This is a genomic window from Paenibacillus anaericanus (assembly GCF_003994475.1).
GTDB lineage: Bacteria > Bacillota > Bacilli > Paenibacillales > Paenibacillaceae > Fontibacillus > Fontibacillus anaericanus.
In genome coordinates, this window is record NZ_RZNY01000010.1 from 34,922 (window position 1) to 59,634 (window position 24,713).

The 24,713-nt window shown below is 47.1% G+C and carries 16 protein-coding genes; 12 read left to right on the forward strand and 4 right to left on the reverse strand.

Translation table 11 applies throughout. The features are described from left to right. Positions 1-216 precede the first annotated feature (216 nt). From EJP82_RS13275 to EJP82_RS13290, 5 genes are all read left to right on the forward strand, one after another. Complete coding sequence (locus tag EJP82_RS13275) at positions 217-1,461, forward strand: ArnT family glycosyltransferase (RefSeq protein ID WP_127192553.1); 1,245 nt, start codon at positions 217-219, stop codon at positions 1,459-1,461. Then, complete coding sequence (locus tag EJP82_RS28420; RefSeq protein ID WP_246054114.1) at positions 1,445-1,885, forward strand: glycosyltransferase family 2 protein; 441 nt, start codon at positions 1,445-1,447, stop codon at positions 1,883-1,885. Before EJP82_RS13275 ends, EJP82_RS28420 begins: the two co-directional genes overlap by 17 nt. Positions 1,886-1,890: 5 nt before the next feature. After that, the gene (locus EJP82_RS28425; RefSeq protein ID WP_246054116.1) at positions 1,891-2,187 is read left to right on the forward strand and encodes a glycosyltransferase family protein; all 297 of its coding nucleotides are present in this window, start codon (positions 1,891-1,893) and stop codon (positions 2,185-2,187) included. Continuing rightward, on the forward strand, positions 2,177-2,572 hold the full coding sequence (locus EJP82_RS13285) for a DUF2304 domain-containing protein (protein ID WP_127192554.1): 396 nt from the start codon (positions 2,177-2,179) through the stop codon (positions 2,570-2,572). The genes EJP82_RS28425 and EJP82_RS13285 overlap by 11 nt, the downstream gene beginning before the upstream one ends. Before the next feature lie 78 nt (positions 2,573-2,650). After that, on the forward strand, positions 2,651-4,651 hold the full coding sequence (locus tag EJP82_RS13290; protein WP_127192555.1) for a stalk domain-containing protein: 2,001 nt from the start codon (positions 2,651-2,653) through the stop codon (positions 4,649-4,651). 90 nt (positions 4,652-4,741) lie between these two features. Here the strand turns inward: EJP82_RS13290 and EJP82_RS13295 are convergent, their stop codons facing one another. Continuing rightward, positions 4,742-5,926: an acyltransferase gene (locus EJP82_RS13295; RefSeq protein ID WP_127192556.1), complete on the reverse strand. Its 1,185-nt coding sequence runs from the start codon at positions 5,924-5,926 to the stop codon at positions 4,742-4,744. A 666-nt stretch (positions 5,927-6,592) separates the two neighbouring features. Between EJP82_RS13295 and EJP82_RS13300 the strand changes: the two genes are divergently transcribed. From EJP82_RS13300 to pdxK, 6 genes are all read left to right on the forward strand, one after another. Continuing rightward, on the forward strand, positions 6,593-7,531 hold the full coding sequence (locus EJP82_RS13300) for an ABC transporter permease (RefSeq protein ID WP_246054131.1): 939 nt from the start codon (positions 6,593-6,595) through the stop codon (positions 7,529-7,531). An 18-nt stretch (positions 7,532-7,549) separates the two neighbouring features. Next, positions 7,550-8,440, forward strand: a complete 891-nt coding sequence (locus EJP82_RS13305; protein ID WP_127192558.1) for a carbohydrate ABC transporter permease — start codon at positions 7,550-7,552, stop codon at positions 8,438-8,440. A gap of 110 nt (positions 8,441-8,550) precedes the next feature. Further along, a complete protein-coding gene (locus EJP82_RS13310; RefSeq protein WP_127192559.1) occupies positions 8,551-10,236 on the forward strand; it encodes a type 2 periplasmic-binding domain-containing protein in 1,686 nt (561 codons plus the stop codon). Positions 10,237-10,315: 79 nt separating this feature from the next. Further along, entirely contained in the window at positions 10,316-12,214 is a 1,899-nt protein-coding gene (locus EJP82_RS13315; protein WP_127192560.1) for a cache domain-containing sensor histidine kinase, read from the forward strand. Further along, a complete protein-coding gene (locus tag EJP82_RS13320) occupies positions 12,211-13,761 on the forward strand; it encodes a response regulator (protein ID WP_127192561.1) in 1,551 nt (516 codons plus the stop codon). Before EJP82_RS13315 ends, EJP82_RS13320 begins: the two co-directional genes overlap by 4 nt. Positions 13,762-14,008: 247 nt before the next feature. After that, positions 14,009-14,830, forward strand: a complete 822-nt coding sequence (gene pdxK, locus EJP82_RS13325) for a pyridoxine/pyridoxal/pyridoxamine kinase (RefSeq protein WP_211350103.1) — start codon at positions 14,009-14,011, stop codon at positions 14,828-14,830. A gap of 78 nt (positions 14,831-14,908) precedes the next feature. Here the strand turns inward: pdxK and EJP82_RS13330 are convergent, their stop codons facing one another. Then, complete coding sequence (locus EJP82_RS13330) at positions 14,909-17,809, reverse strand: beta strand repeat-containing protein (RefSeq protein ID WP_127192563.1); 2,901 nt, start codon at positions 17,807-17,809, stop codon at positions 14,909-14,911. A 202-nt stretch (positions 17,810-18,011) separates the two neighbouring features. On the opposite strand from EJP82_RS13330, the gene EJP82_RS13335 reads away from it, so the two are divergent. Next, a complete protein-coding gene (locus tag EJP82_RS13335; protein WP_127192564.1) occupies positions 18,012-18,698 on the forward strand; it encodes an HAD family hydrolase in 687 nt (228 codons plus the stop codon). Between the two features lie 97 nt (positions 18,699-18,795). Here EJP82_RS13335 and EJP82_RS13340 read toward each other — a convergent pair whose 3' ends face one another. Further along, positions 18,796-19,098, reverse strand: coding sequence for an alpha-helical endospore appendage domain-containing protein (locus EJP82_RS13340; RefSeq protein ID WP_127192565.1), 303 nt, complete (start codon positions 19,096-19,098; stop codon positions 18,796-18,798). Positions 19,099-19,435: 337 nt separating this feature from the next. Further along, positions 19,436-24,679: a beta strand repeat-containing protein gene (locus EJP82_RS13345; RefSeq protein WP_246054118.1), complete on the reverse strand. Its 5,244-nt coding sequence runs from the start codon at positions 24,677-24,679 to the stop codon at positions 19,436-19,438. Between the last annotated feature and the right edge of the window lie 34 nt (positions 24,680-24,713).

The following is a 24,713-nucleotide window of genomic DNA, read 5'->3' on the forward strand; positions in this document are numbered from 1 at the left end:
ACAGATATTGCACACCTTTTTCAGATTCTTATTCTCACAGTTATTGTGGGCGATAGGAATCTTTTTTTTACTTGTTCATTTTTATTTTAAGAGAATAATAAGGCTTTTGGTAGACGGTTGTTAAGGTTTCCTTTATTCACCAGTAAGAACTCTTTTATATGCTTAATAAGTCGTTAAACACAGGCTGGAATATAGAGAGGAGTTCGGAGAGCATCCATGTTTACTGATCATAGCCAATGGTTAAGACGCTTGACTAACCCGAAAATTGTATTATGTATTTTCATCTCTGTAGTTGCTTTTTATATCCGTATTGATTTTGTGAAATCGGTAACGCATCACATGCCCCATGACAGCGTTAATTATGACATTATGGTCAGACAACTACTGGAAAAGGGCGTGTACGCCTACAAAAGTGAAGAGCCGAATGCACAGGTAACACCAGGGTATCCGCTGCTAATGGCAGGGGTATATATACTGGCCGATTATAAAAACCATGATCCGTTTCCCTTCATTAGATACCTTCAAGTGTTGTTCAGCATGGTTACCCTATGGTTGGTTTACTTGACAGGACGGAAGCTGGGCGGGCATTGGGCAGGAATCTTTGCAACAGGGGTCATGGCTGTGTATCCGCCCTTCATATGGGCAAACGGAGCTATACTAACCGAGCCGCTGGCCGCCATGTTATTTATGCTGTACGTGTATCTGCAGCTCATAGTTTTTGAGAAAAAGACGGCGTTGTCTGCTCTGTTAGCGGGAGCGGTATTTGGAATTCTGGTGCTTACTCGTCCGGAATTTCTTATCTTAATCTTGGCCTCCTATGCGTTCTTCTGGCTATGGCGAGGTAAAGCGGTTCGGGTGCTGAAGTTGCTGTTGTTGTCCATGCTTGGGGCTTTCATAGTGCTCTCTCCCTGGATTATACGGAACATCGTCACCTTGCACGAATTCGTGTTGGCTTCTACACAGGTTAATCCGTTCGTAGCCGGCACCTATCCGGATAAAAATTATGAAGACGGTATGGTCGACCGGAGAGGCAAGACCCAGATGGAAGTGGCTAAAGAACGCTTGGAAGTTGGGTTTACAGAACATACTTGGACCTTTGTCAAATGGTATACGGTTGGCAAGACCCGATATATCTATTCGCGAATGTTCTTCGGGTCAGGGCATTCGCCGTACTATGCTGTTATCCCGTACGGAACGATGTATCATAGGGGAATTATTGGTGCGGGATTGCTCGTAGCCATCGCCTTGCTACGCAGATGGCGACGTCCTTCCGTTCTGCTTGTTGTCCTGCTTGTTGTCATCAGCATCACCAGACTAGCCTTTGTGCCCGAATACCGTTACAACTTTACGGCTATGCCGCTGTTTATAATCCTCGGTAGCCTGCTCGCCGCCACTGCCGTAGATTATATGGCCCGACGACGAGCAACCAAAGGTCAATCATTTGTTGGAAAGGAGTTCTAATATGAGACAAGAAGTACTTATTATCATTCCAGCCTACAACGAAGTAGAAGGTATCCGCCATGTTATTGACAATGTTCGTGTGCAGATTCCCTACGCGGATATTCTGGTCATCAATGATGGATCGAACGATTCAACTGGGGATGAAGCAGCCAAGGAAGGAGTGCTTGTCGTCAACCTGAGCTGTAATTTGGGCATTGGAGGTGCGGTTCAGACCGGCTATCAATATGCACATAAACATGGATATCGGTATGCCGCCCAGTTGGATGGAGACGGGCAGCATAATCCGTGTGACTTCGACCGGATGCTGGAAGAATTGCGAAGCGGAAGTACAGATATGATTGTTGGCTCCCGCTTCATGAAAAAGGAGGGTTTTCAATCGACTTTCTCCGCAGAATCGGCATTGATTTGCTGGCAGGACTGCTGACCTGGTTGCTTCACCGAAAAGTGACTGATCCTACCTCCGGCTATCGTATCTGCGGACAGCGAGCTATAGCGCTGTTCGCACAGGAGTATCCGGTCGATTATCCGGAAGTAGAGGCACTAGTTCAGCTTGACAATAACGGTTGCACCTTCGGGGAAGTTCCCGTGATCATGCGTGAGCGGGTAACGGGTTGCTCAAGCATCCGTCCCCTAGGGTCTGTCTATTACATGATCAAGGTCATTCTGGCTGTTCTGATTACAAGAACCAAGAAGAAAAAGAAATGGGATGTTGGCTATGAAAGTTGATATTTTCATCTTCAGCTTTCTAGTTAGTTTGCTGTTTCTGAGCACCATACTATACTTGATTCGCACCGGAAAATTACGGGAGCAATATGCTATTCTCTGGATTATACTCACAGGTATTATGATGATGCTGTCCTTGTTCCCATCTCTTATTGACCGCACAGCAAAGGTAATCGGTGTCTCTTATGCACCTTCCCTACTCTATCTACTGGGACTGGTCAGTGTTCTGTTCATTCTGCTTCATTTAACTATTGCTTTATCTTCGATGACCGCACGGTTCATTGTATTAACGCAAAAGATAGCCCTGCTTGAGCAGGAGCAACTTGAGTATAGGGGAAGACAAGCAACTGCCGATCACTCGCTACAGACGGCGGAAAGGAGAATTTAGATTAAGGGTATCGTGATTAATCATTAATAGTTATAACCTATCTGAGTTACATGAGGAGATGTGGAGGATTTGAAAGATATGGGGAAAATAACGACAGGATTGGCTGCGATGTTAATCATTAGTCAATTGGCTGGGGTTATTCCTGCTGCTGAGGCTGCTGTAGCATCAGCAATGCAAGAAAGTAAAGATTCGTTGGAAAAGTCGAATGGGAGTCGGATTATTTTTTATATGAACAGTAACAAGGTGGAACAGGATGGTAAGATGTATCAATCGCCGCGTCCTGCGATCGTCAAGAACGGGACAACCTATGTAGGACTCCGATTTATTGCGGAGCGTCTAGGGGCGATAGTGACGAGTAATTCCAAGACCAAGGAGACCATCATTCAGCTTGATGGTTCGGAGTTGAGATACATAAACAACAGCAAAAGCTATAGTCTGAACGGAACGACTTACCAGATGAAGACGGCCTCTTATACAGACCACAATGTCCTGCTGGTGCCTTTGATCTCGCTCACTCAGGGATTGAAAATTCCTTATACCGTGGGGAACAAGAGCATTACGCTGGAGCACTCCACCAAGCCGATTGCTTCATTTAATGTGCAAATGGGTGAAATTATTGCAGGTGAGACAGTCGTAACCTATGAGACGAAATCTCATTCTCCGCTAGGGCTGGATATTGTCGATGAACGGTGGGAGGGGAAGGAAGAGCTATTCGATCAGCCGGGTGTATATTCCGTCAGTTACTCTGTACAGGATTCGGAAGGAGTCTGGAGTAATCCTTTTACACTGAATCTGGAAGCAGTTAAACCTAACGATCCTCCGATTGCCAGCTTTTTTACGGATAAGGATATGTATCGGATGGGTGAACCGATTATATACACGGACCAAAGCTATGACGATGAGAATGCTATAACGAACAAGATATGGTCGAATAAGGAGGAGGTTTTTTTCACGCCCGGCAAAGTTATGGTGAGTCTTGAGGTTACGGACCAGCATGGGGCTGTGGGGGTACTCAGCAAGGAAATTACGATTACTGAAGAAACATTGTATACCAGTGAGGAATACTACAAGCTCTTTACGCCGATAGGCAATAAAATGGCTGTAGACGGATTTTCTGTCAAAACAATGGAGGCGATCCCCTATAGCTACCGGACGGAACCTGTCACCCTATTCCGTAGTAGTGGGCCCGAATCGATCAATTCAGAAGGGATTCTTTATCAGGATACAATTGAGGGAGCCGCCAGATTTCTGCTTCACCACAAGAACAAGACCGGACTGCTAGCCAGGCTCTACATTCTTGCCGAGAATCAGGGTACTACTCCAGCTATTATAACGTTTAAGAATGAAGGAATGGCTGGTCCAACGTCTTATGCCGAATGGGCAGGAAGAGTTTCGCTTAGCCGATATTTCGAAGGGAAATTGACCGGTGAGAGTAACCGGAAATTGGTATTGCAGCCTGGAGAGAAGAGAGTCATATGGAGCGATATCAGTAAACATGCTATGAAGCCCCAAGAAATTATTACCTTTACAGGTGACCTAAGTAGTAATGCACCGATTCGCTATACTTCCTTGCTTGTTTCAGCCAATCGTGATCCGATTACCGACCTACAGAAGCTTCCTTACTTGGACCCGAATGAATCCATTGTCCGAGGAACCTTTGCCGATTCCACGCGCGTGTTCGAATATAACGAGCTGCTGGGTACCCGTTCGGTTAAACTTTCATTAACCGACAACAGGGAAGACCCTTTTCAGTTGGGCTCGGATGGGATTAAGGGAAGCAACGCCATGAATTCAGGTAACTATGGCTTGTTGTATAAGCTGAAATTAAATCGCGTCGCTCCAAATACGCTTATTTTGTTTAATCCGCGTGGTGGACTTTTTGTTGGGTCTGCACTGGTGAACGATAAGGTAGTAGTCTTCGGCCATTCCGGCAAAGAAGATATATCTAGTACCGCAAGTGTTCTTTATCGGACCGGTGACCTTGAAGAAAGTGTCGACATTTGGATTAGCCCCACCGCGGGTAGCAATCTTCCCTTTGCGCTGTTGTTTGAGCCTATGCCGATGAAGAAATTCAATTAGCGTACGTTTGAGGTTTGGAGCATTCCACAAGTCGGGGCTGGTCAGACCTTCATTTTGGTATGACCAGCCCCTTCGTATATTGCGATCAGGTTACGATATCGAAATGTTCTTACGATTACTGCGGTGCTCATTGGATTCCTTTTTTAGTTTCGGTAAATTTCCGAAAATCATCCACGCATAAGGTAAGTAACGTGCAGCTAATCCAACTACAATCCACGAGCAATATAATGACACAATAAATCCACCAATGTACCATAGGTGAAGCAAACTAGCTGTGCTTATCGCCGGGGATAACTGCCGGTATAGCAGTAGAAAAAACGGATGAATCAGATATACACCAAACGAGAGAGAGCCAAGCCGATTTAGTTGCTGGCATAGAAACGAAAACTTCTGTGTACGGAGTAACATACCTGCAGCATGCATTAGGACGGGAAGACTTGTGAAAGCGAAAATACTGTACAGTAGATCATATGTCAAGGAGTTAACAGAACTACCGTAGAGTCGACTTTGGTACCAAACTATAGAATGAGAAATGCCTGAGCAGAGCCATATTGCCCATAATCCACGCATTAGTATTCCACTTTCTTTATGCCCCGCGCTATTTTTTAAAGTGATGTCCATGATTTTAGCCTTGATCTTTGAGTAGTTCATGCCTAACCATGCGCCTAACATGTAATAAGAAAAATAAGTGAAGCACCAGCTACCTCTACTTGTAACGTGGAAATGATATTTATTGCCCAGTATAAATAGCCATTGGATGGCGATTCCTGATACAATTGCCCATTTTCTTGTGCCAGGATATCGTTTGAACAACAGGAGCAGTAAAGGAAACAGCAAATAAAATTGCACATTGATGAAGACAAAATAGAGATGCGTATATGATTTTCCTGTGAGCAGCTTATTTATGAAGCTAGTGATCAACTCAACATTTAGCGTAGCACCAGCTATCACCTGAGTTATCGAAAAGTAAAACAACGAGATTAAGAAGTAGGGGAGCAGAATGTACATCAATCTTTTTTTGTAAAATCCTGTAAGTAACTCTCTATTTACCGGACGGTCACTGTAGTTGTAGAAGAGCACAAATGCGCTCATCGCGATAAAAGTTGGCGTCCCGAATTTCATGAAAATATTAAAAAAATTATAAAGAACAAAATAACTGGAATCAGTTAACTGCACAGTTGCATACGAGGTAGCATGGACGGTAATTACCCCAAGAATGCAAATTGCTCTGATAATATTAAGCTCCGGAACTCTTTCTTTTTTGATCGTAGTCATGATAACAACTCTTCCTTTCAAATCAGGTATACCTATATTTAAAAGGACAATTATTAATAAAGAAGATTATATAAGTGAAGAGAAACTTATCATTTTCTTAACAAAAATTAAGATTTAAAAAGTCAGTATTCGAAAAAAGATCTTGATCGAATTACGAGGGATATCCCATATTTTACCAATCGATGCGCTTCGTTGGAATCAGGGGGTTATCGGAAAATGGCGATCTCTTCCTTTTAAACGCGTTTAGGAGCAGGAAAATATAAGTGGAGTATTTATAATTTTTTTATTATCCCCATATGATCGACAGTGAAAAAGAGTTCATGATAAATGAACTCTTTTTCACTGTTGATCGGTGGGGGGGGTTATGCCACCAAAAAAGGGCCAGATTTGAGTAGATTACGAAGAGAGAAACCTATCAATTCAGTGTATACTAGACGGGGATTAGATCCAATTTTCCCACAAACTCGAAACCGGTTTCGAGTCTAGAGGAGAAATCCGAAAAACGGCACCTATCATATGAAATATGATGCCTTACGGTCATGCTTGAAAGCCCATACAATAAAAGTATAGATAATGTATGCGCTTTAATAAGAGACAGAAAGAGCTTGGAGGGTCCATACGATGGAGAACAAAAGAAGCCCCGAAGTGGGGACAAGTTTATCACCAATGCTACCTAGGAATGTAAATTCCTCACCCCGCACTTCTCTTTGGAGAAGGTTTGCTGCCCAGCGACATTTACAAGTCATGGCGCTACTCGGTGTAGTTTGGATGATTATTTTCAATTACATTCCAATGTACAGCATTATCATTGCCTTCAAGGAGTTCAACATCGTTAAGTCGATTGCGGAGGCTCCGTGGGTTGGACTTAAACATTTCAAAGAATTCCTTAATGATGATAACTTCGTAAATGTTATGAAAAACACACTAGGTATAAGCTTGATTAAGCTGTTCATCGGATTTCCGTTGCCGATCATTTTTGCACTATTTCTGAACGAGATCCGCTCGGTTAGATTCAAAAAAACGATTCAGACCATTTCGTATCTGCCACATTTTCTCTCTTGGGTAGTGCTTGGCGGGATTCTAGCGACATGGCTATCAGATGTAGGGATTATCAACCATATTTTAATGGCGCTTCATTTGGTTGATCAACCGATTTCATATTTGGCCGAGCCCAAGTATTTCTGGACGATCATCATCACCTCGGATATCTGGAAGGAGCTTGGGTGGTCAGCCATTATCTATCTGGCAGCGATTGCGGGTGTATCTCCTGATATGTATGAGGCCGCAACCATTGATGGAGCCGGAAGGTTCCAGAAGATGTGGTATGTTACCTTGCCGGCAATTAAAGCGACGATAAGTATCCTGTTTATTCTTGCCGTCAGCGGAGTACTGAACTCCAACTTTGACCAGATCTTGGTTCTGCGCAACTCGCTGAATGACAGTGCCAGCAACGTAATTGATTACTATGTGTACTATACAGGTCTTTCTACGGGCCGCTTCTCTTATTCCGCCGCAATTGGGCTGTTCAAATCAGTTATCGCTCTGATCTTGCTGCTGATAGCCAACTTCGCAACCAAAAAACTCAACGACACATCGTTGTTTTAGACCAAGGAGGACCTACACATGTTTGCTTTAAACCGCAAAACGAAGGGTGAAGCCCTCTTCGATCTAGCCAACAATCTTTTGATGTTATGTGTCTGTTTCGCGACCCTGTACCCTATCTGGTACATATTGATAAACGCATTTAATGATGGCACAGACGCCATGCTGGGCAATATTTACTGGTGGCCGCGGATGTTCACTTTGGAAAACTTCGAAGCTGTTTTTGCTAGTCCCGGTATTATGCGGGCGATGTTGATTACCGTTGCCAAAACGCTCATTGGTGTGGTAACGCATGTATTTTTTACAGCGATGGTTGCTTATGCGTTTTCCCGAAAAGGCCTCATCGGCGGCAAAATTTACATTCTGTTAGGTACAGTGACGCTCTTCTTCGGGGGAGGACTTATTCCACTTTACATGCTAATCCGTGATCTTCATCTGTTGGAGAATTTCATGGTCTATATTATCCCAGTATTGTTCAGCTTTTTCGATCTGATTATCTTCATGACCTTCTTCAGAGAGATTCCTGAAGGGCTTGAAGAGGCGGCTCGGATTGACGGTGCCCATGACTGGTCCATCTTTCTTCGTGTTGTGTTGCCTGTATCCTTACCTGTATTAGCAACCATTGCACTGTTCCATGGTGTGTATCAATGGAATGATTATTTTACAGGAATGATTTACTTCAATAATGAGAGTCTCCAGCCGATCCAGACCTATCTGTTCCGTGTTGTGGCACAGTCCAGTTCGAGTCAGATGATGGTTGCCGTACAGGGCAGCGCTATTAACAAAACGGTAACGTCACAGTCGATTAAGCTGGCCACGATGGTGGTCACCACGCTCCCAATCGTATTTGTATATCCGTTCCTGCAGCGTTATTTTGTCAAAGGAATGATGATTGGTTCAATCAAGGGTTGAGTTAGAACACATGTTGTTCTGAAGACCAAGGTAACTCATCCAGCCGTATAAAGCGGATCTGGAGTTATGACTTTATAAATTTAATATTCTTAGAAAAGGGGTAATGAAGTATGGGTATAAGCCGTAAACCGAAGAAAACGCTGTTGATGCTATTGGCAGTCATTATGACACTGTCGATAGTAGGATGTGCGGGTGGTAATAACAAGGCAAGCGAAGGAAAGGGGAACGATGGAAAGACAGCAAATACCGCAACGACGGAACCAACGGCTGCTGCACCATCGGCAGATGAGCCAGGCTGGAAAGCTGATATCTCGCCGATCACATTTGACTGGTATCTAAATTTCGCATGGTTCCCTAATAAATGGGGTGTTGACCCGACTTCCCAATATATTACTAAAAAAACGGGTGTTGATATTAACTTCATCGTTCCTGCGGGTAATGAGAATGAGAAATTGAACACCATGATCGCTTCCGGCAAGTTGCCTGATTTCATCACGTTGGGCTTTTGGGAAGACAATGTCAAGAAAATGATCGAGGGAGACCTCGTGCTTCCGCTAAACAAGTTAGCTGAAGAATATGATCCATACTTCTTCAAAGTATCCGATGCTGACAAGCTGGGATGGTATACTCAAGATGATGGTAATGTTTATGGCTATCCTAACTCCTCATCTTCTCCAGCTGACTACAAGACATATGGAGATGAATATGTATCGAACCAAACCTTCGTTGTTCGTAAGGATATTTATGAAGCTATCGGTAGTCCGGATATGCGTACTCCAGAAGGATTCCTAAACGCACTGAAGGCAGCGAAGGAGAAATTCCCAGAGATCGATGGTCAACCGATCATTCCACTGGGGCTGCATGAATTTACTGCAACCGGTAACGATTCGTTGGAAGGTTATATTCAGAACTACCTAGCGATCCCACGTGAGAAAGACGGCAAGCTGTATAACCGTGAGACAGATCCAGAATATATTCGCTGGATGAAGACGCTCCGGCAGGCTAATCAGGATGGACTGCTTGCCAAAGATATTTTTATTGACAAACGTCCACAAATGGAAGAAAAGATTACACAAGGCCGGTATTTCGCTATGCTGTATCAACGGACTGACTTTGCAGCACAGCTCGGCACATTGCATCAGAAAGATCCGAATAAAGTTTATATTGCTGTAGATGGACCAGCCAATACGAACTTAGACGCACCGCGCCTGAACGGCCCTGGTATTTCTGGTTGGACAGTAACCCTGATCTCCAAAGCGGTGAAAGATAAAGCGCGTGCTATCAAGTTCCTTAGTTACCTGAACAGCGAAGAGGGGAATAAAGACCTATTCCTGGGCGAAAAAGGTGTCAGCTATGATACTATTGATGGCAAGGACCAATTCAAGCCAGAAGTATTTGATTTGATGAATAAAGACCGCTCGGCATTCGATAAGCAATACGGCTCCTCTTTTACCTTCTGGATGCTACAGAATACAAATATCACCAATCAATGGGCTCCTAAAGCGGTAGAACCATACAAACAACTCGAAGATTGGACGAAAGGAAAAGCGTACAGTAACTCGGAGTTCGACCAAATAGACCCTTTAGGCAACTCTCCTGAAGGTATCATAGGCGCTAAAGTTAAAGAGTTACGCGGCAAAAGCTTTCCGAAGCTGCTAATGGCTTCTTCCGATGCGGAGTTCGATAAAATTTGGACTGAGTATATCAACAAACAAAATGAATTGGGTATCGACAAGTTCTTCTCGTACCAACAAGTTCAATACGAGAAAAATAAGAAGAAGCTTGGTATGGAATAAATAGATTTCCCAAAAGCCCGCTACCCGCGGGCTTTTGGGCTATTGTCAAAATGATGTTCAGCGAGGTGGACAATACAGCGTGAAACCGGGTAAGCGTACAGCTGCTATATGGGATTCGTTCACTTATTGGTGGGGGCGCCGCTCACTTCAGAGCCGTCTAATCGCCGCTTATATTTTCATTATTCTGGGGCCCTGCTTAATGGTGTCCGTTTTTTCGTACAGGGCTATTAATAATACGTACATTCGGAACGCAGTCGATAAGAATAACAATTTGTTGCAAATGGAAAAGTTGTACATTAATACTCAGGTTGAATCAATGGCTGCGGCAGCTCAAGTGGCTTATAACGACCCGGAAGTACGGGATTATCTCGCAAATACTACAGAGCCGGACCTTGGGGAGTTGGTTAAGTTTAATACTGAGGTCTTTATAAATATGACGCGCATCCAGTACATCAATCCTAACATTGAACATTTACGATTGTATTCGAAAAGCAATATCCATGAGATTTGGCCGATTTTTTTCCGTGAGAATCGTGTATCCTCAGAGCCATGGTACCAGAAGGCGAAGGAGATAAAAGGAGAAGAATCGTGGTCTTTTATGAGAAATGACCCTGATCCTATGATGCGATATGTTGAGCAGACCCCGAAGCTTGCTCCGAAAGTTTCTCTACTGCTCGAAATGAGTAGACCGACGAATAATCATATTGGGATGATTCAGGTCGATATGCTGCTGGAACGTTTTACACCCAAGACGTACTCTAATTTACAGAATAGTCAATCTCAAATGTTTCTTGTCGATGCGGAGATGCAGCTGTTTACGCGTTCAAATGATTCATTTCTGCAGGATAATAGAGACATGGCACATGCTATTGCGGAACGTTTACAGTTATATCGCAAGAGCGGGGAATGGGATATTCAATATTCGGAGAATGGCAAGTCCTTTCTTCTTATTAATACACCGATAGATCGAGTTGATGCTTTTCTAGTGAATGTAGTATCGATGGACGGTGTAATAAAGGAAATCTCCCGTACACGCAACTTAATTATCGGGGCTAATGTCGGGTTTATTTTCCTAGTTACCGTGATTGCCTATGTATTAAATGCATTTATCCTAAAAAATTTACGTCGGTTGACAGAAGCTATGAAGAAGGTACGCAGGGGTGAAGCATATAACGGAATTACGATACGAGGTGGAGGGGAAGTCGGTGAGCTAGCTCATCATTTCTCTAAATTGATGAACACGATAAATACACTCGTAGCTCAAGCTGTGCAGAAGCAAGTTCTGTCAAAAGAAGCCGAACTTCGTACGTTACATAATCAAATCGACACTCATTTTCTATATAATACTTTGGAAAATATTAAAATGCTCGCTGAAATCGAGAATCAGCAAGCGATTTCGGATGCATTGACTTCGCTCGGAGGGATGATGCGATATAATTTCAAATGGTCCAGTGAGTATGTGAAGCTTCGCGATGAAATCCGCCATATAGAGAACTACATTGAAGTGATGAATATTCGGTTCGAGCATCCTATTAAACTAGTGATTCATGTTGAGATGTGTTACTTGGAACTGGAGGTGCTTAAGATGTCACTACAACCTATTGTGGAGAATAGCGTCAAGCATGCTTGGACGGGGGTGGAGGAGGAACTAGAGGACCGAATCATCCAAATTGATATTTCGGAAACCGAAGGTGATATCTACGTTTCGATCTGTGACAATGGGATGGGTATTGAACCACAGACATTGTCTGCTCTAGGCGAAGCTATTTATTCCAAGATTCGGCTTAGCTCCGAATTAAATGGACCGCGGGGTGGTGTCGTTCGAGCAGGAGGAATTGGATTGCGGAATGTATGTCAGCGATTGCAGTTATTTTACGGAGATGAATATGGTCTCAAGCTAGAAAGTGAGATTGGGATAGGGACAACAGTGTCCATGATTTTGCCGAAAGTACTATTAACGGGAGACAAACAATCATGATGAAACTGCTAATCGTAGATGATGAGAAAAATATTCGTAATGGTCTCAAAGTAATGATCGAGCGGAATTATCCTTCGACATATAACATCGTACTCGCTGGCAACGGAGCAGAAGCGCTGAAGCTATTCCGGAGTGAACCAGCTGATATTATTATTACTGATATCCGTATGCCAGTAATGGATGGAATGGAGCTTTTAGAGCAGTTATCTTTGGATACGAGTGTTGAAAATAGACCTGAAATTGTGATACTAAGTGGCTATGATGATTTCCAATATGCAAAAAGCGCAATTCGTTACCGTGTTAAAGAGTATCTACTCAAGCCCATTCGCCGGGACGAACTGTTCAAGATTTTGGAGCAAATTAATCAGGAAATGATGGAACGAGACTCTAGTATCCGCAAGACAGAGCAGGAAATGGAAGCTTTTCTCCAGAAACTTCGCTCTAGCCGGATACAGAGCCTGTTAATACAGGAAGAAGTACAACTGGAGTCCGAGCATGAGGATGAGTTGAAGGGTTTCGTCGTACCTTTTACTATAGGTGTGCTGAATTATCATTACAACGATGGAAAGCGAATGAAATCGGGTGAGTTAAGGGTAATTGCCGAACGACTTGTGGGACCACTAGAGAAGAAATTTACAGAAGTTATTACGGACTGGGATGGGAAGTTGGTGTTGTTTGGTAGAAATAAGCAATGTTTCACTGAGTTAGCACATCGTGCTGAATTTAAGGAATTAACTGGTTTACTCATAGGGATCAGTAGCGAAGGCAACACAATGAATGATATCCGTGGCTGCTATAAGGAAGCCTGCAGGGCATTACAGTATAGTATTCTGTATTCTCGTGCTAATCTTATAGATTATGATGATTTGAAACAGGGACGTCTTTGCTTCCCATCTCCAGATGAGGAAATTCGCAAGTTGCTAAATATGTTGGGTACAGAACGGGAAAAGGAAATGAAGAACCTGCTAGCTGTTATTTTTCAGATAGAGCATTTGAAACTCCTGGATCTATCATATCTAGAAGTAGTGGGCCGAGGCATCAACGAAAGGGTATTAGATGAGGTATTCCGTGTTCATGGAGAATCATCTGTAGAAGTGTTGAAGCTGTACCGTCAAGTAGGTAGTATGTATAATTTCCGCCATTTTCATGATTATTACCGTGCACTGGAGCATTTGCTCATCTCTGTGAACGATTATATTATAGCGGTACGTTCGGCTCACACCGAACATGCAGATATGAAGGAAGCGCTAGCTTATATTGAAGCCAATTATCAACGACCTATTAATATGGCAATGGTTAGCAATCATGTGTCACTGAGTTATTCCTATTTCAGTGAGGCATTTAAGGCCAATATTGGTGAAAGCTTTGTCTTATATTTAAAAAAAGTGCGAATTCGTCACGCCAAAGAGTTACTGACTACAACCCACTACAAGCTTGCTGAGGTTTCGGAGACGGTTGGATTCGAGAACAGCAAGCAGTTCGCTCGTGTTTTTAGAGAGCTAGAGGGCATCTCTCCTGGTGAATTCAGGGCGAAGGCGCAGCAGTAGACTCTTCCAATGAGATCAAAGGAACTTCAGAATGAATAATGAAACTTCATGGGTCATCAACTAACTTATTAAATCCCCACAAGTTATCAATTCCACCTGACATACTCTATAGGCTGGTAAATTATCCTTGTATTTACGGGCAAATGGAATATAAATTATTATTTATTGCCAATATAATTCAACTTTCTGATATAATAAGGCAAGTGTTTTTAGGAATTGAATTCAAAATATAAGGAGAATTATTTTGATGAGTGTACGAAAAACGTTAACCGTTGCGGGTAGTGATTCTAGTGGTGGAGCAGGTATTCAAGCTGATTTGAAAACCTTTCAGGAATATGGAACTTATGGATTCAGTGCCCTTACAACAATTGTAACTATGGATCCGGATAATGGTTGGCACCATAAGGTCTATCCTATGGATGCAACGCTTGTAGCTGAACAATTGAAGACGATTTTAGCTGGCGGTCCAGTGGACGCTATGAAAACTGGGATGTTAGGCAGCGTAGACATCATAAAAGTGGTGGAGTCAACGATTTTAGCTAATCAACAAAAAAATGTTGTCATTGACCCTGTTATGGTTTGTAAAGGGGAAGACGAAGTTTTGAATCCCGATAGTGCGGATGCGCTTCGTGATTTATTACTACCTCTTGCTACTGTAACGACACCTAATCTTTTTGAAGCGGGTGTATTATCAGGTCTAGGTAAGCTCTCTTCTATTGAAGACATGAAACAAGCTGCGAAGAAAATCCATGAACTAGGCGCAGCGAACGTAGTCATTAAAGGCGGAAAAGCCTTAGATGGAGAAAAGGCTATCGATCTGTTTTATGATGGTACTGAGTTTATTATTTATGAAACTACAAAAATTGAGCCAGCACATAACCATGGTGCAGGTTGTACCTTTGCTGCCGCTATAACTGGTGGTTTAGCGAATGGACTAAGCGTGCGCGAAGCTGTGGCTAAAGCCAAAGATTTTGTAACAGAAGCAATCCGTGCAGGATATCAATTTAATGAATATGTTGGACCTGTTTTCCATGGTGGGTACCGTTTGAACGGTGCTGACAAAGCTTAGGATTAGAAGGTTATACGATAATGACAAAGAAAAAACAAGCAGAATGTCCCATTGGGGCTCTGCTTGTTTTTTTACCGTTTAGCTGATGGTGATTCCACCACTTGCGTAGCCGACTACAGTAGCAACTAAAGAAGAAGATATCGAGAATGCCAATATGAGTCTAGTTTGTGCGGTTACAGGTATTGAAAGTCCGGTTGCAATAGCATTAACCGAAGTTCCAAGTGATAGGAGGGCTCCTGGAAGTGCAGGTAAGTTTAGTTTGCTCGCCGGAATTGCGGTGAACGTATTATTAGGTGTTGTGGAGCTATATAACTCGGCTGATACTATGCCTGGGCTTAGTAGGGTAACTGCTGCAGCGACACTGAAAAATGCAGCAATCGATGTGATCGTTCCGTCCCGTGGAACTGTAAATGCCATATTCAGGAGCACAGTTGCGCCGCCTGTCAAATCAATCGTTCCTCCAGCAAGTGAGACACCGGTGGCTGAGTTACCGAATCCCACGATACCTCCGGTACTTGCGACGTTTCCAACAAGGGAAACTACAGAGACAGGTAATCCAGATGCGAATGGAATAATTGCACCGGATCCTGTAACCCCGGTAACTCCAGTAACTCCAGTAACTCCAGTAACTCCAGTAGCTCCAGTGGCTCCAGTGGCTCCAGTAGCTCCAGTGGCTCCAGTAGCTCCAGTGTCACCCGTAGCGCCAGTAACACCCGTGGCACCAGTGTCACCCGTAGCGCCATTAACACCCGTGGCACCAGTGTCACCCGTAGCGCCAGTAACACCCGTGGCACCAGTATCACCTATAGCACCAGTAACACCCGTGGTACCAGTGTCACCAGTAGCACCGGTCACACCCGTGACACCAGTAATACCCGTGGCACCAGTGTCACCAGTAGCTCCAGTGACGCCCGTAGGTCCAGTGTCACCCGTAGGTCCAGTGTCGCCAGTAGGTCCAGTGTCGCCAGTAGGTCCAGTGTCGCCCGTAGCACCAGTGTCGCCAGTGTCACCAGTAGCACCAGTAGCACCAGTGTCGCCCGTAGCACCAGTGTCGCCAGTAGCACCAGTGTCGCCAGTAGGTCCAGTGTCGCCAGTAGCACCAGTGTCGCCAGTAGGTCCAGTGTCGCCTGTAACACCAGTGTCGCCAGTAGGTCCAGTATCACCAGTAGGTCCAGTATCACCAGTAGGTCCAGTATCACCAGTAGGTCCAGTGTCGCCAGTAGCCCCAGTGACACCAGTAATACCCGTGGCACCAGTGTCACCAGTAGCTCCAGTGACGCCCGTAGGTCCAGTGTCACCCGTAGGTCCAGTGTCACCCGTAGGTCCAGTGTCACCCGTGGCGCCGGTGTCGCCTGTAGCACCAGTGTCGCCAGTAGGTCCAGTATCACCAGTAGGTCCAGTGTCGCCTGTAGCACCAGTGTCGCCAGTAGGTCCAGTGTCGCCCGTAGCGCCAGTGTCGCCCGTAGCGCCAGTGTCGCCAGTAGGTCCAGCGTCGCCCGTAGCGCCAGTGTCGCCAGTAGGTCCAGCGTCGCCCGTAGCACCAGTGTCGCCCGTAGCGCCAGTGTCGCCAGTAGCGCCAGTGTCACCCGTAGCGCCAGTGTCGCCCGTAGCGCCAGTATCACCAGTAGCACCAGTGTCGCCCGTAGGTCCAGTGTCGCCAGTAGGTCCAGTGTCGCCAGTAGCACCAGTGTCGCCGGTAGGTCCAGTGTCGCCAGTAGCACCAGTGACGCCAGTAGCACCAGTGTCGCCAGTAGCACCAGTGTCGCCAGTGTCGCCAGTAGGTCCAGTGTCGCCGGTAGCACCAGTATCACCAGTAACACCAGTGTCGCCCGTAGCGCCAGTGTCACCCGTAGGACCAGTGTCGCCCGTAGGACCAGTGTCGCCAGTCGCCCCAGTGTTACCCGTAGCTCCAATCAAACCATCGAGGAAATCGGAAGTGGTACCGGTTCCTCCATTAGCAAGGTAAACTTCATAAGCTGAGAGACCAGTCGCACCAGTAGATCCAGTTGCCCCAATATCACCAGTAGATCCAGTTGCCCCAATATCACCAGTAGGTCCAGTGTCGCCCATAGCGCCAGTGTCACCAGTAGGTCCAGTTACCCCGGTATCACCAGTGTTGCCCGTAGCACCTTTCAAACCATTGAGGAAATCAGAAGTGGTACCAGTACCTCCGTTAGCAAGGTAAACTTCATAAGCTGAGAGACCAGTCGCGCCCGTAGCACCACTGGATCCAGTCGTCCCGGTGTTACCAGTCGCGCCCGTAGCGCCAATCAAACCATTGAGGAAATCAGAAGTAGTACCAGTGCCTCCATTGGCAAGGTAAACTTCATAAGCTGAGAGACCAGTCGCGCCCGTAGCACCACTGGATCCAGTCGCCCCGGTAGCGCCGTTCGCGCCAGTAGCCCCCGTAGGTCCAGTAGTCACTTCTGATTCAATTTGTACAATAGCAGAACCGGGGGTGACCACTATTGATAAAGTTTCAGATGTAAAGATGAGGTTATCTCCTTGATTCATAGGTGCTGATCCAGAATCACCTATAACATTAAATAAAAATTCCCCGGGTGCCAAAGTACCTGTTGGTCCAGTTGCTCCAGTTGCTCCAGTGGGCCCAGTCGGCCCGGTCGGCCCAGTTACTCCCCCTGATGTTCCAGTGGGGCCCGTAGGTCCAGTCGGACCAGACAGCACTGTTGCGTTAAGTGCTGATTCCATTTTTGATTGAAGAAGGAACTGAGTTCTCGCTGTAGAGTCAAGGGTAGACCGTACACTCTCATTAACGGCCAACAGATCGTCAATCGTTGCTGGAGGACCAGTTAAGCCAGGAAGCGTTCCTAATACATATTGCAATTTTTCTCCTTCTGCATTAATCACATGACTTAAACCTAATTCCTCGAGAGCAACTGAAGATAGTATCAGATTGATGGCATCTTCTCTTGTAATTGTAATATCTGGTGTGATGTTAGGGATATTAGCTTGTGACATTGAACGGCTCCTTTCTTTGCATAAGACTGTGGTACAGGAATATCTTATTCCTAGAAAAGAGAGTTTGATTGTACGTTGGCTGGTACATATATATTTCTTGTTAATATATTTATAGATTTTGTATCCCATATCCAGGGGTATACAAGCTATATTTTTTAGCATATTATGGGGCTATAAATACAGCTTTAGAAGGGATGCCGAGATGGAGAAAAGGAAACTAAAGAAACCTGAAGCTATCATTTTTGATATGGATGGCACATTATTTAAAACTGAAACGCTGCTTATTCCCGTCTATCATCGGGTTTTTGATCAGTTACGAGCAGAAGGTTTATATTCAGGGGAAACGCCACCAGAGGAGATCATTTTAAGCTGTCTGGGTATGTTGCTGGATCAAATCTGGAAAAAGGTACTTCCAAATCATGATGAAATCGTTCACCGCCGTGCGGACGAACTATTACTTCAACTTGAGCACGAGGGATTGAAAGAGTATGTTACGGAGTTATATCCGAAGGTAGAGGATACGCTAGCTCAATTAAGAGAGCGGGGGGTACGTTTATTTGTTGCTAGTAATGGGCTGGAGCTATATGTGAAAGATGTTGCCGAAACTCATGAAATAATATCTTTTTTTGAAGGTGTCTATAGCGCAGGAGAACATAAAACAAGTACTAAAGTTGACTTGGTCAAGTTGTTGCTAAATAACCATGGAGTGAACAACGCATGGATGGTCGGAGACCGCTCATCTGATGTGGAGGCAGGGAAGCAGAATGGTCAGAGCGTTATTGGTTGTGCATATGCGGGTTTCGGTGCGGATACGGAATTAGTCGGAGCTGATGCTTTGATCTCTTCATTTGATGAGTTGATTCAATTGTATGATGAGGCTATCTCTTAAAAAAATCACAACAAATAAAAAGCAGCAAGTTTCCAGATTATTGGTTACTTACTGCTTTTTATTTTGATAGTTATGTTAATTATGCATACTTCTAGAATTACTTCTTAATAGCTCGAACTACAGTATCTAATTTATCGACAAGAATAAACTCCTTCTTTGCAACGGTTCGCAGAGTATCTCGAACACTTGAATTTACCCTTAGGATATCGTCGAGTGTAGCTGAAGGAGGGGTGACGCCTGGCAAAGTACCTAATACATATTGAAGCTTTTCACCTTCGGCATTAATTATATGACTGAGTCCCAATTCCTCCATTGCGATAGATGCCAAGATTAGATTAATTGCATCATCTCTAGTTAAAGTAATGGTAGGAGTAATATTAGGAATATTGGCTTGTGACAATAAAATCCCTCCTTATCATGTGGATTACAGTAGTTTATGAGGGAAGTGGTAGGAAAGTGACAGAATCGAAGTACATATTTAGTACAAGGAGAGTATGCCTATTCCCTGGCCCGGTGGACAATAATTTATGATGGAAATAGCTTTTGAATCCTATCAAACTATTACCATTTAATTTGATGAAATGATAGTTTGAGAATAAAATCTTACATATGTTTGGCTATAAAAAACCTTAGCTAAACAGTGTAAGGTATATGATCGAATGTACTCGATCTACACTGTTTAAGCTAAGGTATAATTGCGCTTTAGGGCACAACGTTATAAGAGAAAAATCTAGATTTTAGGTTAGTTCATACACTGACCATACGGTTCCGGCTGTTGATGGCCCTCCGAGCTGGAGACCAACAGTTAATCCATCCGAAACATAGAATAGGCCGATAACATCTCCTGCGTTTAATGATACGTCAGCGGTCAATGTGACCGTACCATTTCCCAGTATTGTTCTTAAAGTTAATATTAATGCAATACTAACATTTAAGACAGGAAATAGTCCTGATACCAGAACTGTTGGGAGTGCTGAAGTTCTTTGAATGGCAAATGAAGGATTTATTCCTCCTCCTAGAGCAACAGAGATTGCTGCAGTCGTTGAATAACTAATTACTGCTTTTAAAGAATATCTTCCAGTAACTGGGACCGTATAATTACCTGTTGTGGCGTTAAAACCAGTTCCGTTGTAATAAGGACTTGTAGTTGTCCAATTACCCAGCTGTGTAGATACGCTGGTAGAAAAGGCAGTTTGTTGAGCTGAAAATCCGTTTATTGCAAAGTTAGGTCCGGTAGGTCCAGTAATGCCCGCGGCTCCGGTGACGCCCGTGGCTCCCGTAGCCCCCGTAGCCCCAGTGATGCCAGTAACTCCAATTTCACCTTTTGCGCCAGTGACACCCGTATGTCCAGTGATGCCCATAGGACCAGTGATGCCGGTGGCTCCAGTAATACCTGTTGCGCCAGTAGGTCCAGTAATACCGGTGGCTCCAATTTCGCCCTTCGAACCAGTGACACCCGTTTGTCCAGTGATGCCAGTAGGTCCAGTGATGCCAGTAGGTCCAGTGATGCCCGTGGCACCAGTGATGCCAGTAGGTCCAGTGATGCCCGTGGCACCAGTGATGCCAGTAGGTCCAGTGATGCCCGTGGCACCAGTGATGCCAGTAGGTCCAGTGATGCCCGTGGCACCAGTGATGCCAGTAGGTCCAGTGATGCCCGTGGCACCAGTGATGCCAGTAGGTCCAGTGATGCCCGTGGCACCAGTGATGCCAGTAGGTCCAGTGATGCCCGTGGCACCAGTGATGCCAGTAGGTCCAGTGATGCCCGTGGCACCAGTGATGCCAGTAGGTCCAGTGATGCCCGTGGCACCAGTGATGCCAGTAGGTCCAGTGATGCCCGTGGCACCAGTGATGCCAGTAGGTCCAGTGATGCCCGTGGCACCAGTGATGCCAGTAGGTCCAGTGATGCCCGTGGCACCAGTGATGCCAGTAGGTCCAGTGATGCCCGTGGCACCAGTGATGCCAGTAGGTCCAGTGATGCCCGTGGCACCAGTGATGCCAGTAGGTCCAGTGATGCCCGTGGCACCAGTGACGCCGGTAGGTCCAGTGATGCCTGTGGCACCAGTGTCGCCAGTAGGTCCAGTGATGCCCGTGGCACCAGTGACGCCGGTAGGTCCAGTGATGCCAGTAGGTCCAGTGATGCCAGTAGGTCCAGTGATGCCAGTAGGACCAGTGATGCCAGTAGCTCCAGTAGCTCCAGTAGCACCGGTGACGCCTATTGCACCAGTGACGCCCGTGGCTCCGGTATCGCCAGTAGGTCCGGTGTCGCCTGTTGCTCCGATGTCGCCCGTGGCTCCAGTGTCGCCCGTAGCACCGGTGACGCCAGTAGGTCCGGTGTCGCCAGTAGGTCCAGTGTCGCCCGTGGCACCAGTGTCGCCAGTAGGTCCAGTGACGCCAGTAGGTCCGGTGTCGCCCGTAGCGCCAGCGTCACCCGTAGCTCCGGTATCGCCAGTAGGTCCGGTGTTGCCTGTAGCTCCGGTGTCGCCAGTGGCGCCGATGTTGCCCGTAGCTCCGGTATCACCTGTAGGTCCAGTATCGCCCGTGGCACCAGTGTCGCCCGTGGCACCAGTGTCGCCCGTAGCTCCGGTATCACCCGTAGCACCAGTGACGCCAGTAGGTCCGGTGTTGCCTGTAGCTCCGGTATCACCTGTAGGTCCAGTATCACCTGTAGGTCCAGTATCGCCCGTGGCACCAGTGTCGCCAGTAGGTCCGGTGTCGCCAGTAGGTCCGGTGTTGCCTGTAGCTCCGGTGTTGCCTGCAGCTCCGGTATCACCCGTAGCACCAGTGACGCCAGTAGGTCCGGTGTCGCCAGTAGGTCCGGTGTTGCCAGTAGCTCCGGTGTTGCCAGTAGCTCCGGTGTCGCCAGTAGCTCCGGTGTCGCCCGTGGTGCCGATGTTGCCCGTAGCACCAGTGTCACCCGTAGGTCCGGTGTTGCCAGTCGCTCCAGTATTACCCGTAGCTCCGGTATCACCTGTAGGTCCAGTATCACCTGTAGGTCCAGTATCACCTGTAGGTCCAGTATCACCTGTAGGTCCAGTATCGCCCGTGGCACCAGTGTCGCCAGTAGCTCCGGTATCACCCGTAGCACCAGTGTCGCCCGTAGCTCCGGTGTCGCCAGTAGGTCCGGTTTCGCCAGTAGGTCCAGTGACGCCAGTAGGTCCAGTGACGCCAGTAGGTCCAGTGTCGCCCGTGGCACCAGTGTCGCCCGTAGCGCCAGTGTCGCCCGTAGCGCCAGTGACGCCCGTGGCTCCGGTGACGCCCGTGGCTCCGGTGTCGCCCGTAGCGCCCGTAGCGCCAGTGTCGCCCGTCGCGCCAGTGTCGCCCGTGGCTCCAGTGTCGCCGGTAGCGCCGGTGTCGCCCGTAGCGCCAGTGTCGCCCGTAGCTCCGGTGTCGCCCGTAGCGCCCGTAGCGCCAGTGTCGCCCGTAGCGCCAGTGTCGCCCGTGTCGCCCGTGTCGCCCGTGGCTCCAGTGTCTCCGGTAGCGCCAGTGTCGCCCGTAGCGCCAGTGTCGCCCGTAGCGCCAGTGTCGCCCGTAGCGCCAGTGTCGCCCGTAGCGCCAGTGTCGCCCGTAGCGCCAGTGTCGCCCGTAGCGCCAGTGTCTCCGGTAGATCCAGTGTCGCCCGTAGCTCCGGTGTCACCAGTAGCTCCGGTGTCGCCCGTGGCTCCGGTGTCGCCGGTAGCGCCAGTGTCGCCCGTAGCGCCCGTGTCTCCGGTAGATCCAGTGTCGCCCGTAGCGCCAGTGTCGCCCGTAGCGCCGGTGTCACCAGTAGCTCCGGTTTCGCCCGTGGCTCCAGTGTCTCCGGTAGATCCAGTGTCGCCCGTAGCGCCAGTGTCACCCGTAGGTCCGGTGACGCCTGTGGCTCCAGTGACGCCTGTGGCTCCAGTGACGCCTGTGGCTCCAGTGACGCCTGTGGCTCCAGTGACGCCTGTGGTTCCAGTGTCACCAGTAGCTCCGATGTCGCCTGTAGCACCAGTGTCACCTTTCAAGCTGTTAATGAAGTCAGAAGTGGTCCCAGTACCTCCATTAGCCAGGTATACTTCGTAGGCAGAAAGCCCAGTCGCTCCAGTAGAACCGGTATGACCAGCATCGCCAGTAACCCCCGTGGCGCCTGTAATTCCAGTAGTCCCAGTGACTCCCATAACTCCTGTAGCCCCAGTGTCGCCCTTCAAACTCTCGATGAAATCGGAAGTAGAACCCGTACCTCCATTAGCAAGGTACACATCATAAGCCGAAAGCCCAGTCGCTCCAGTGGAACCGTTAAATCCAGCATCGCCAGTAACCCCCGTGGCACCTGTAGTTCCTGTAGCCCCGGTGTCGCCCTTCAAACTCTCGATGAAATCTGAAGTAGAGCCCGTACCTCCATTAGCAAGGTACACATCATAAGCCGAAAGCCCAGTCGCTCCAGTGGAACCGGTAAATCCAGCATCGCCAGTACCCCCCGTGGCGCCTGTAGCCCCAGTAGCACCCTTCAAACTCTCGATGAAATCGGAAGTAGTGCCTGTACCTCCATTGGCAAGGTACACATCATAAGCCGAAAGCCCAGTCGCTCCGGTGGAACCGGTAAGTCCAACTGCGCCAGTAACCCCTGTAGCCCCAGTATCGCCCTTCAAACTCTCGATGAAATCGGAAGTAGAACCAGTACCTCCATTAGCAAGGTACACATCATAAGCCGAAAGCCCAGTCGCTCCAGTAGAACCGGTAAGACCAGCATCGCCAGTAACCCCCGTGGCGCCTGTAATTCCAGTAGTCCCAGTGACTCCCATAACTCCTGTAGCCCCAGTATCGCCCTTCAAGCTCTCGATGAAATCTGAAGTAGTGCCTGTACCTCCATTAGCAAGGTATACCTCATAAGCCGAAAGTCCAGTGGCCCCAGTGGAACCGGTAAGTCCAGCAGCGCCAGTAACCCCCGTGGCGCCAGTAGTTCCAGTTCCAGTTGCCCCGGTGTCGCCCTTCAAGCTTTCGATGAAATCTGAGGTAGTGCCCGTTCCTCCATTAGCAATGTACACATCGTAAGCCGAAAGCCCAGTCGCTCCAGTAGAACCGGTAAGTCCAACAGCGCCAGTAACCCCTGTGGCGCCAGTGTCCCCCTTCAAGCTATCGATGAAGTCGGAAGTAGTACCTGTACCACCATCAGCAAGATACACATCATAGGCAGACAGTCCTGTCGCCCCCGTGGAACCTGTATCGCCAGGAACGCCAGATTCACCTGTAGCTCCAGTAGCCCCGGTAGAACCTGTAGCGCCTGGAGTGCCCGTGTCACCCGCGATCCCTGTAGCGCCGGTAACCCCATTTGCACCAGTACTACCTGTCGCCCCTGTGGCCCCAGTAGTCACATCAGATTCAATTCTTACGATAGCAGACCCAGGAGTAACCTCAATCGATAATGTATTAGATGTAAATATGAGATTATCTCCTTGACCCATTGGTGCTGAGCCAGAATCACCTATGACTTGGAATAAAAAATCTCCAGTAGCAAAAGAACCAGTTGGCCCAGTAGCGCCAGTTGGTCCTGTAGCACCTGTATCCCCATGAGTGCCAGATTCACCAGTGGCTCCAGTAGAACCCGTAATGCCAGTAGCGCCAGTAACACCGGTAGATCCTGTATTACCCGTATTGCCGGTAACACCAATTTCACCAGTGGTTCCTGGATTCCCCGTTACACCCGTAGGCCCAGTAGGTCCGATAGTTATTGGCGTTTTCAGCACGGAGTCCAACTTGTTCTGCAGGAGCCACTCAGTCTTAGTGATATCCCCAAGGGTGGCCCTAACGCTTTTATTAACTTCTAAAATTTCACTAATTGATGTATTGGGAGAGATTACACCAGGCAAAGTTCCAAGAGCATATTGGATTTTCTCACCCTCGGCATTGAGAATATGGCTCAGGCCCATCTCCTCAAGTGCTATGGACGAAAGGAGCAAATTAATGGAATCTTCCCTTGTCACCGAAATGGTTGGCGTAATATTTGGAATATTCGATTGTGACAACAGAAATCACGCCCTTTCAAACGTATTTCTCCAA

Coding starts and splice junctions, on each gene's coding strand:
- EJP82_RS13275 (WP_127192553.1), top strand. CDS start 217: ATGTTTACTGATCATAGCCAATGGTTAAGACGCTTGACTAACCCGAAA.
- EJP82_RS13285 (WP_127192554.1), top strand. CDS start 2,177: ATGAAAGTTGATATTTTCATCTTCAGCTTTCTAGTTAGTTTGCTGTTT.
- EJP82_RS13290 (WP_127192555.1), top strand. CDS start 2,651: ATGGGGAAAATAACGACAGGATTGGCTGCGATGTTAATCATTAGTCAA.
- EJP82_RS13295 (WP_127192556.1), bottom strand. CDS start 5,926: ATGACTACGATCAAAAAAGAAAGAGTTCCGGAGCTTAATATTATCAGA.
- EJP82_RS13300 (WP_246054131.1), top strand. CDS start 6,593: ATGCTACCTAGGAATGTAAATTCCTCACCCCGCACTTCTCTTTGGAGA.
- EJP82_RS13305 (WP_127192558.1), top strand. CDS start 7,550: ATGTTTGCTTTAAACCGCAAAACGAAGGGTGAAGCCCTCTTCGATCTA.
- EJP82_RS13310 (WP_127192559.1), top strand. CDS start 8,551: ATGGGTATAAGCCGTAAACCGAAGAAAACGCTGTTGATGCTATTGGCA.
- EJP82_RS13320 (WP_127192561.1), top strand. CDS start 12,211: ATGATGAAACTGCTAATCGTAGATGATGAGAAAAATATTCGTAATGGT.
- pdxK (WP_211350103.1), top strand. CDS start 14,009: ATGAGTGTACGAAAAACGTTAACCGTTGCGGGTAGTGATTCTAGTGGT.
- EJP82_RS13330 (WP_127192563.1), bottom strand. CDS start 17,809: ATGTCACAAGCTAATATCCCTAACATCACACCAGATATTACAATTACA.
- EJP82_RS13335 (WP_127192564.1), top strand. CDS start 18,012: ATGGAGAAAAGGAAACTAAAGAAACCTGAAGCTATCATTTTTGATATG.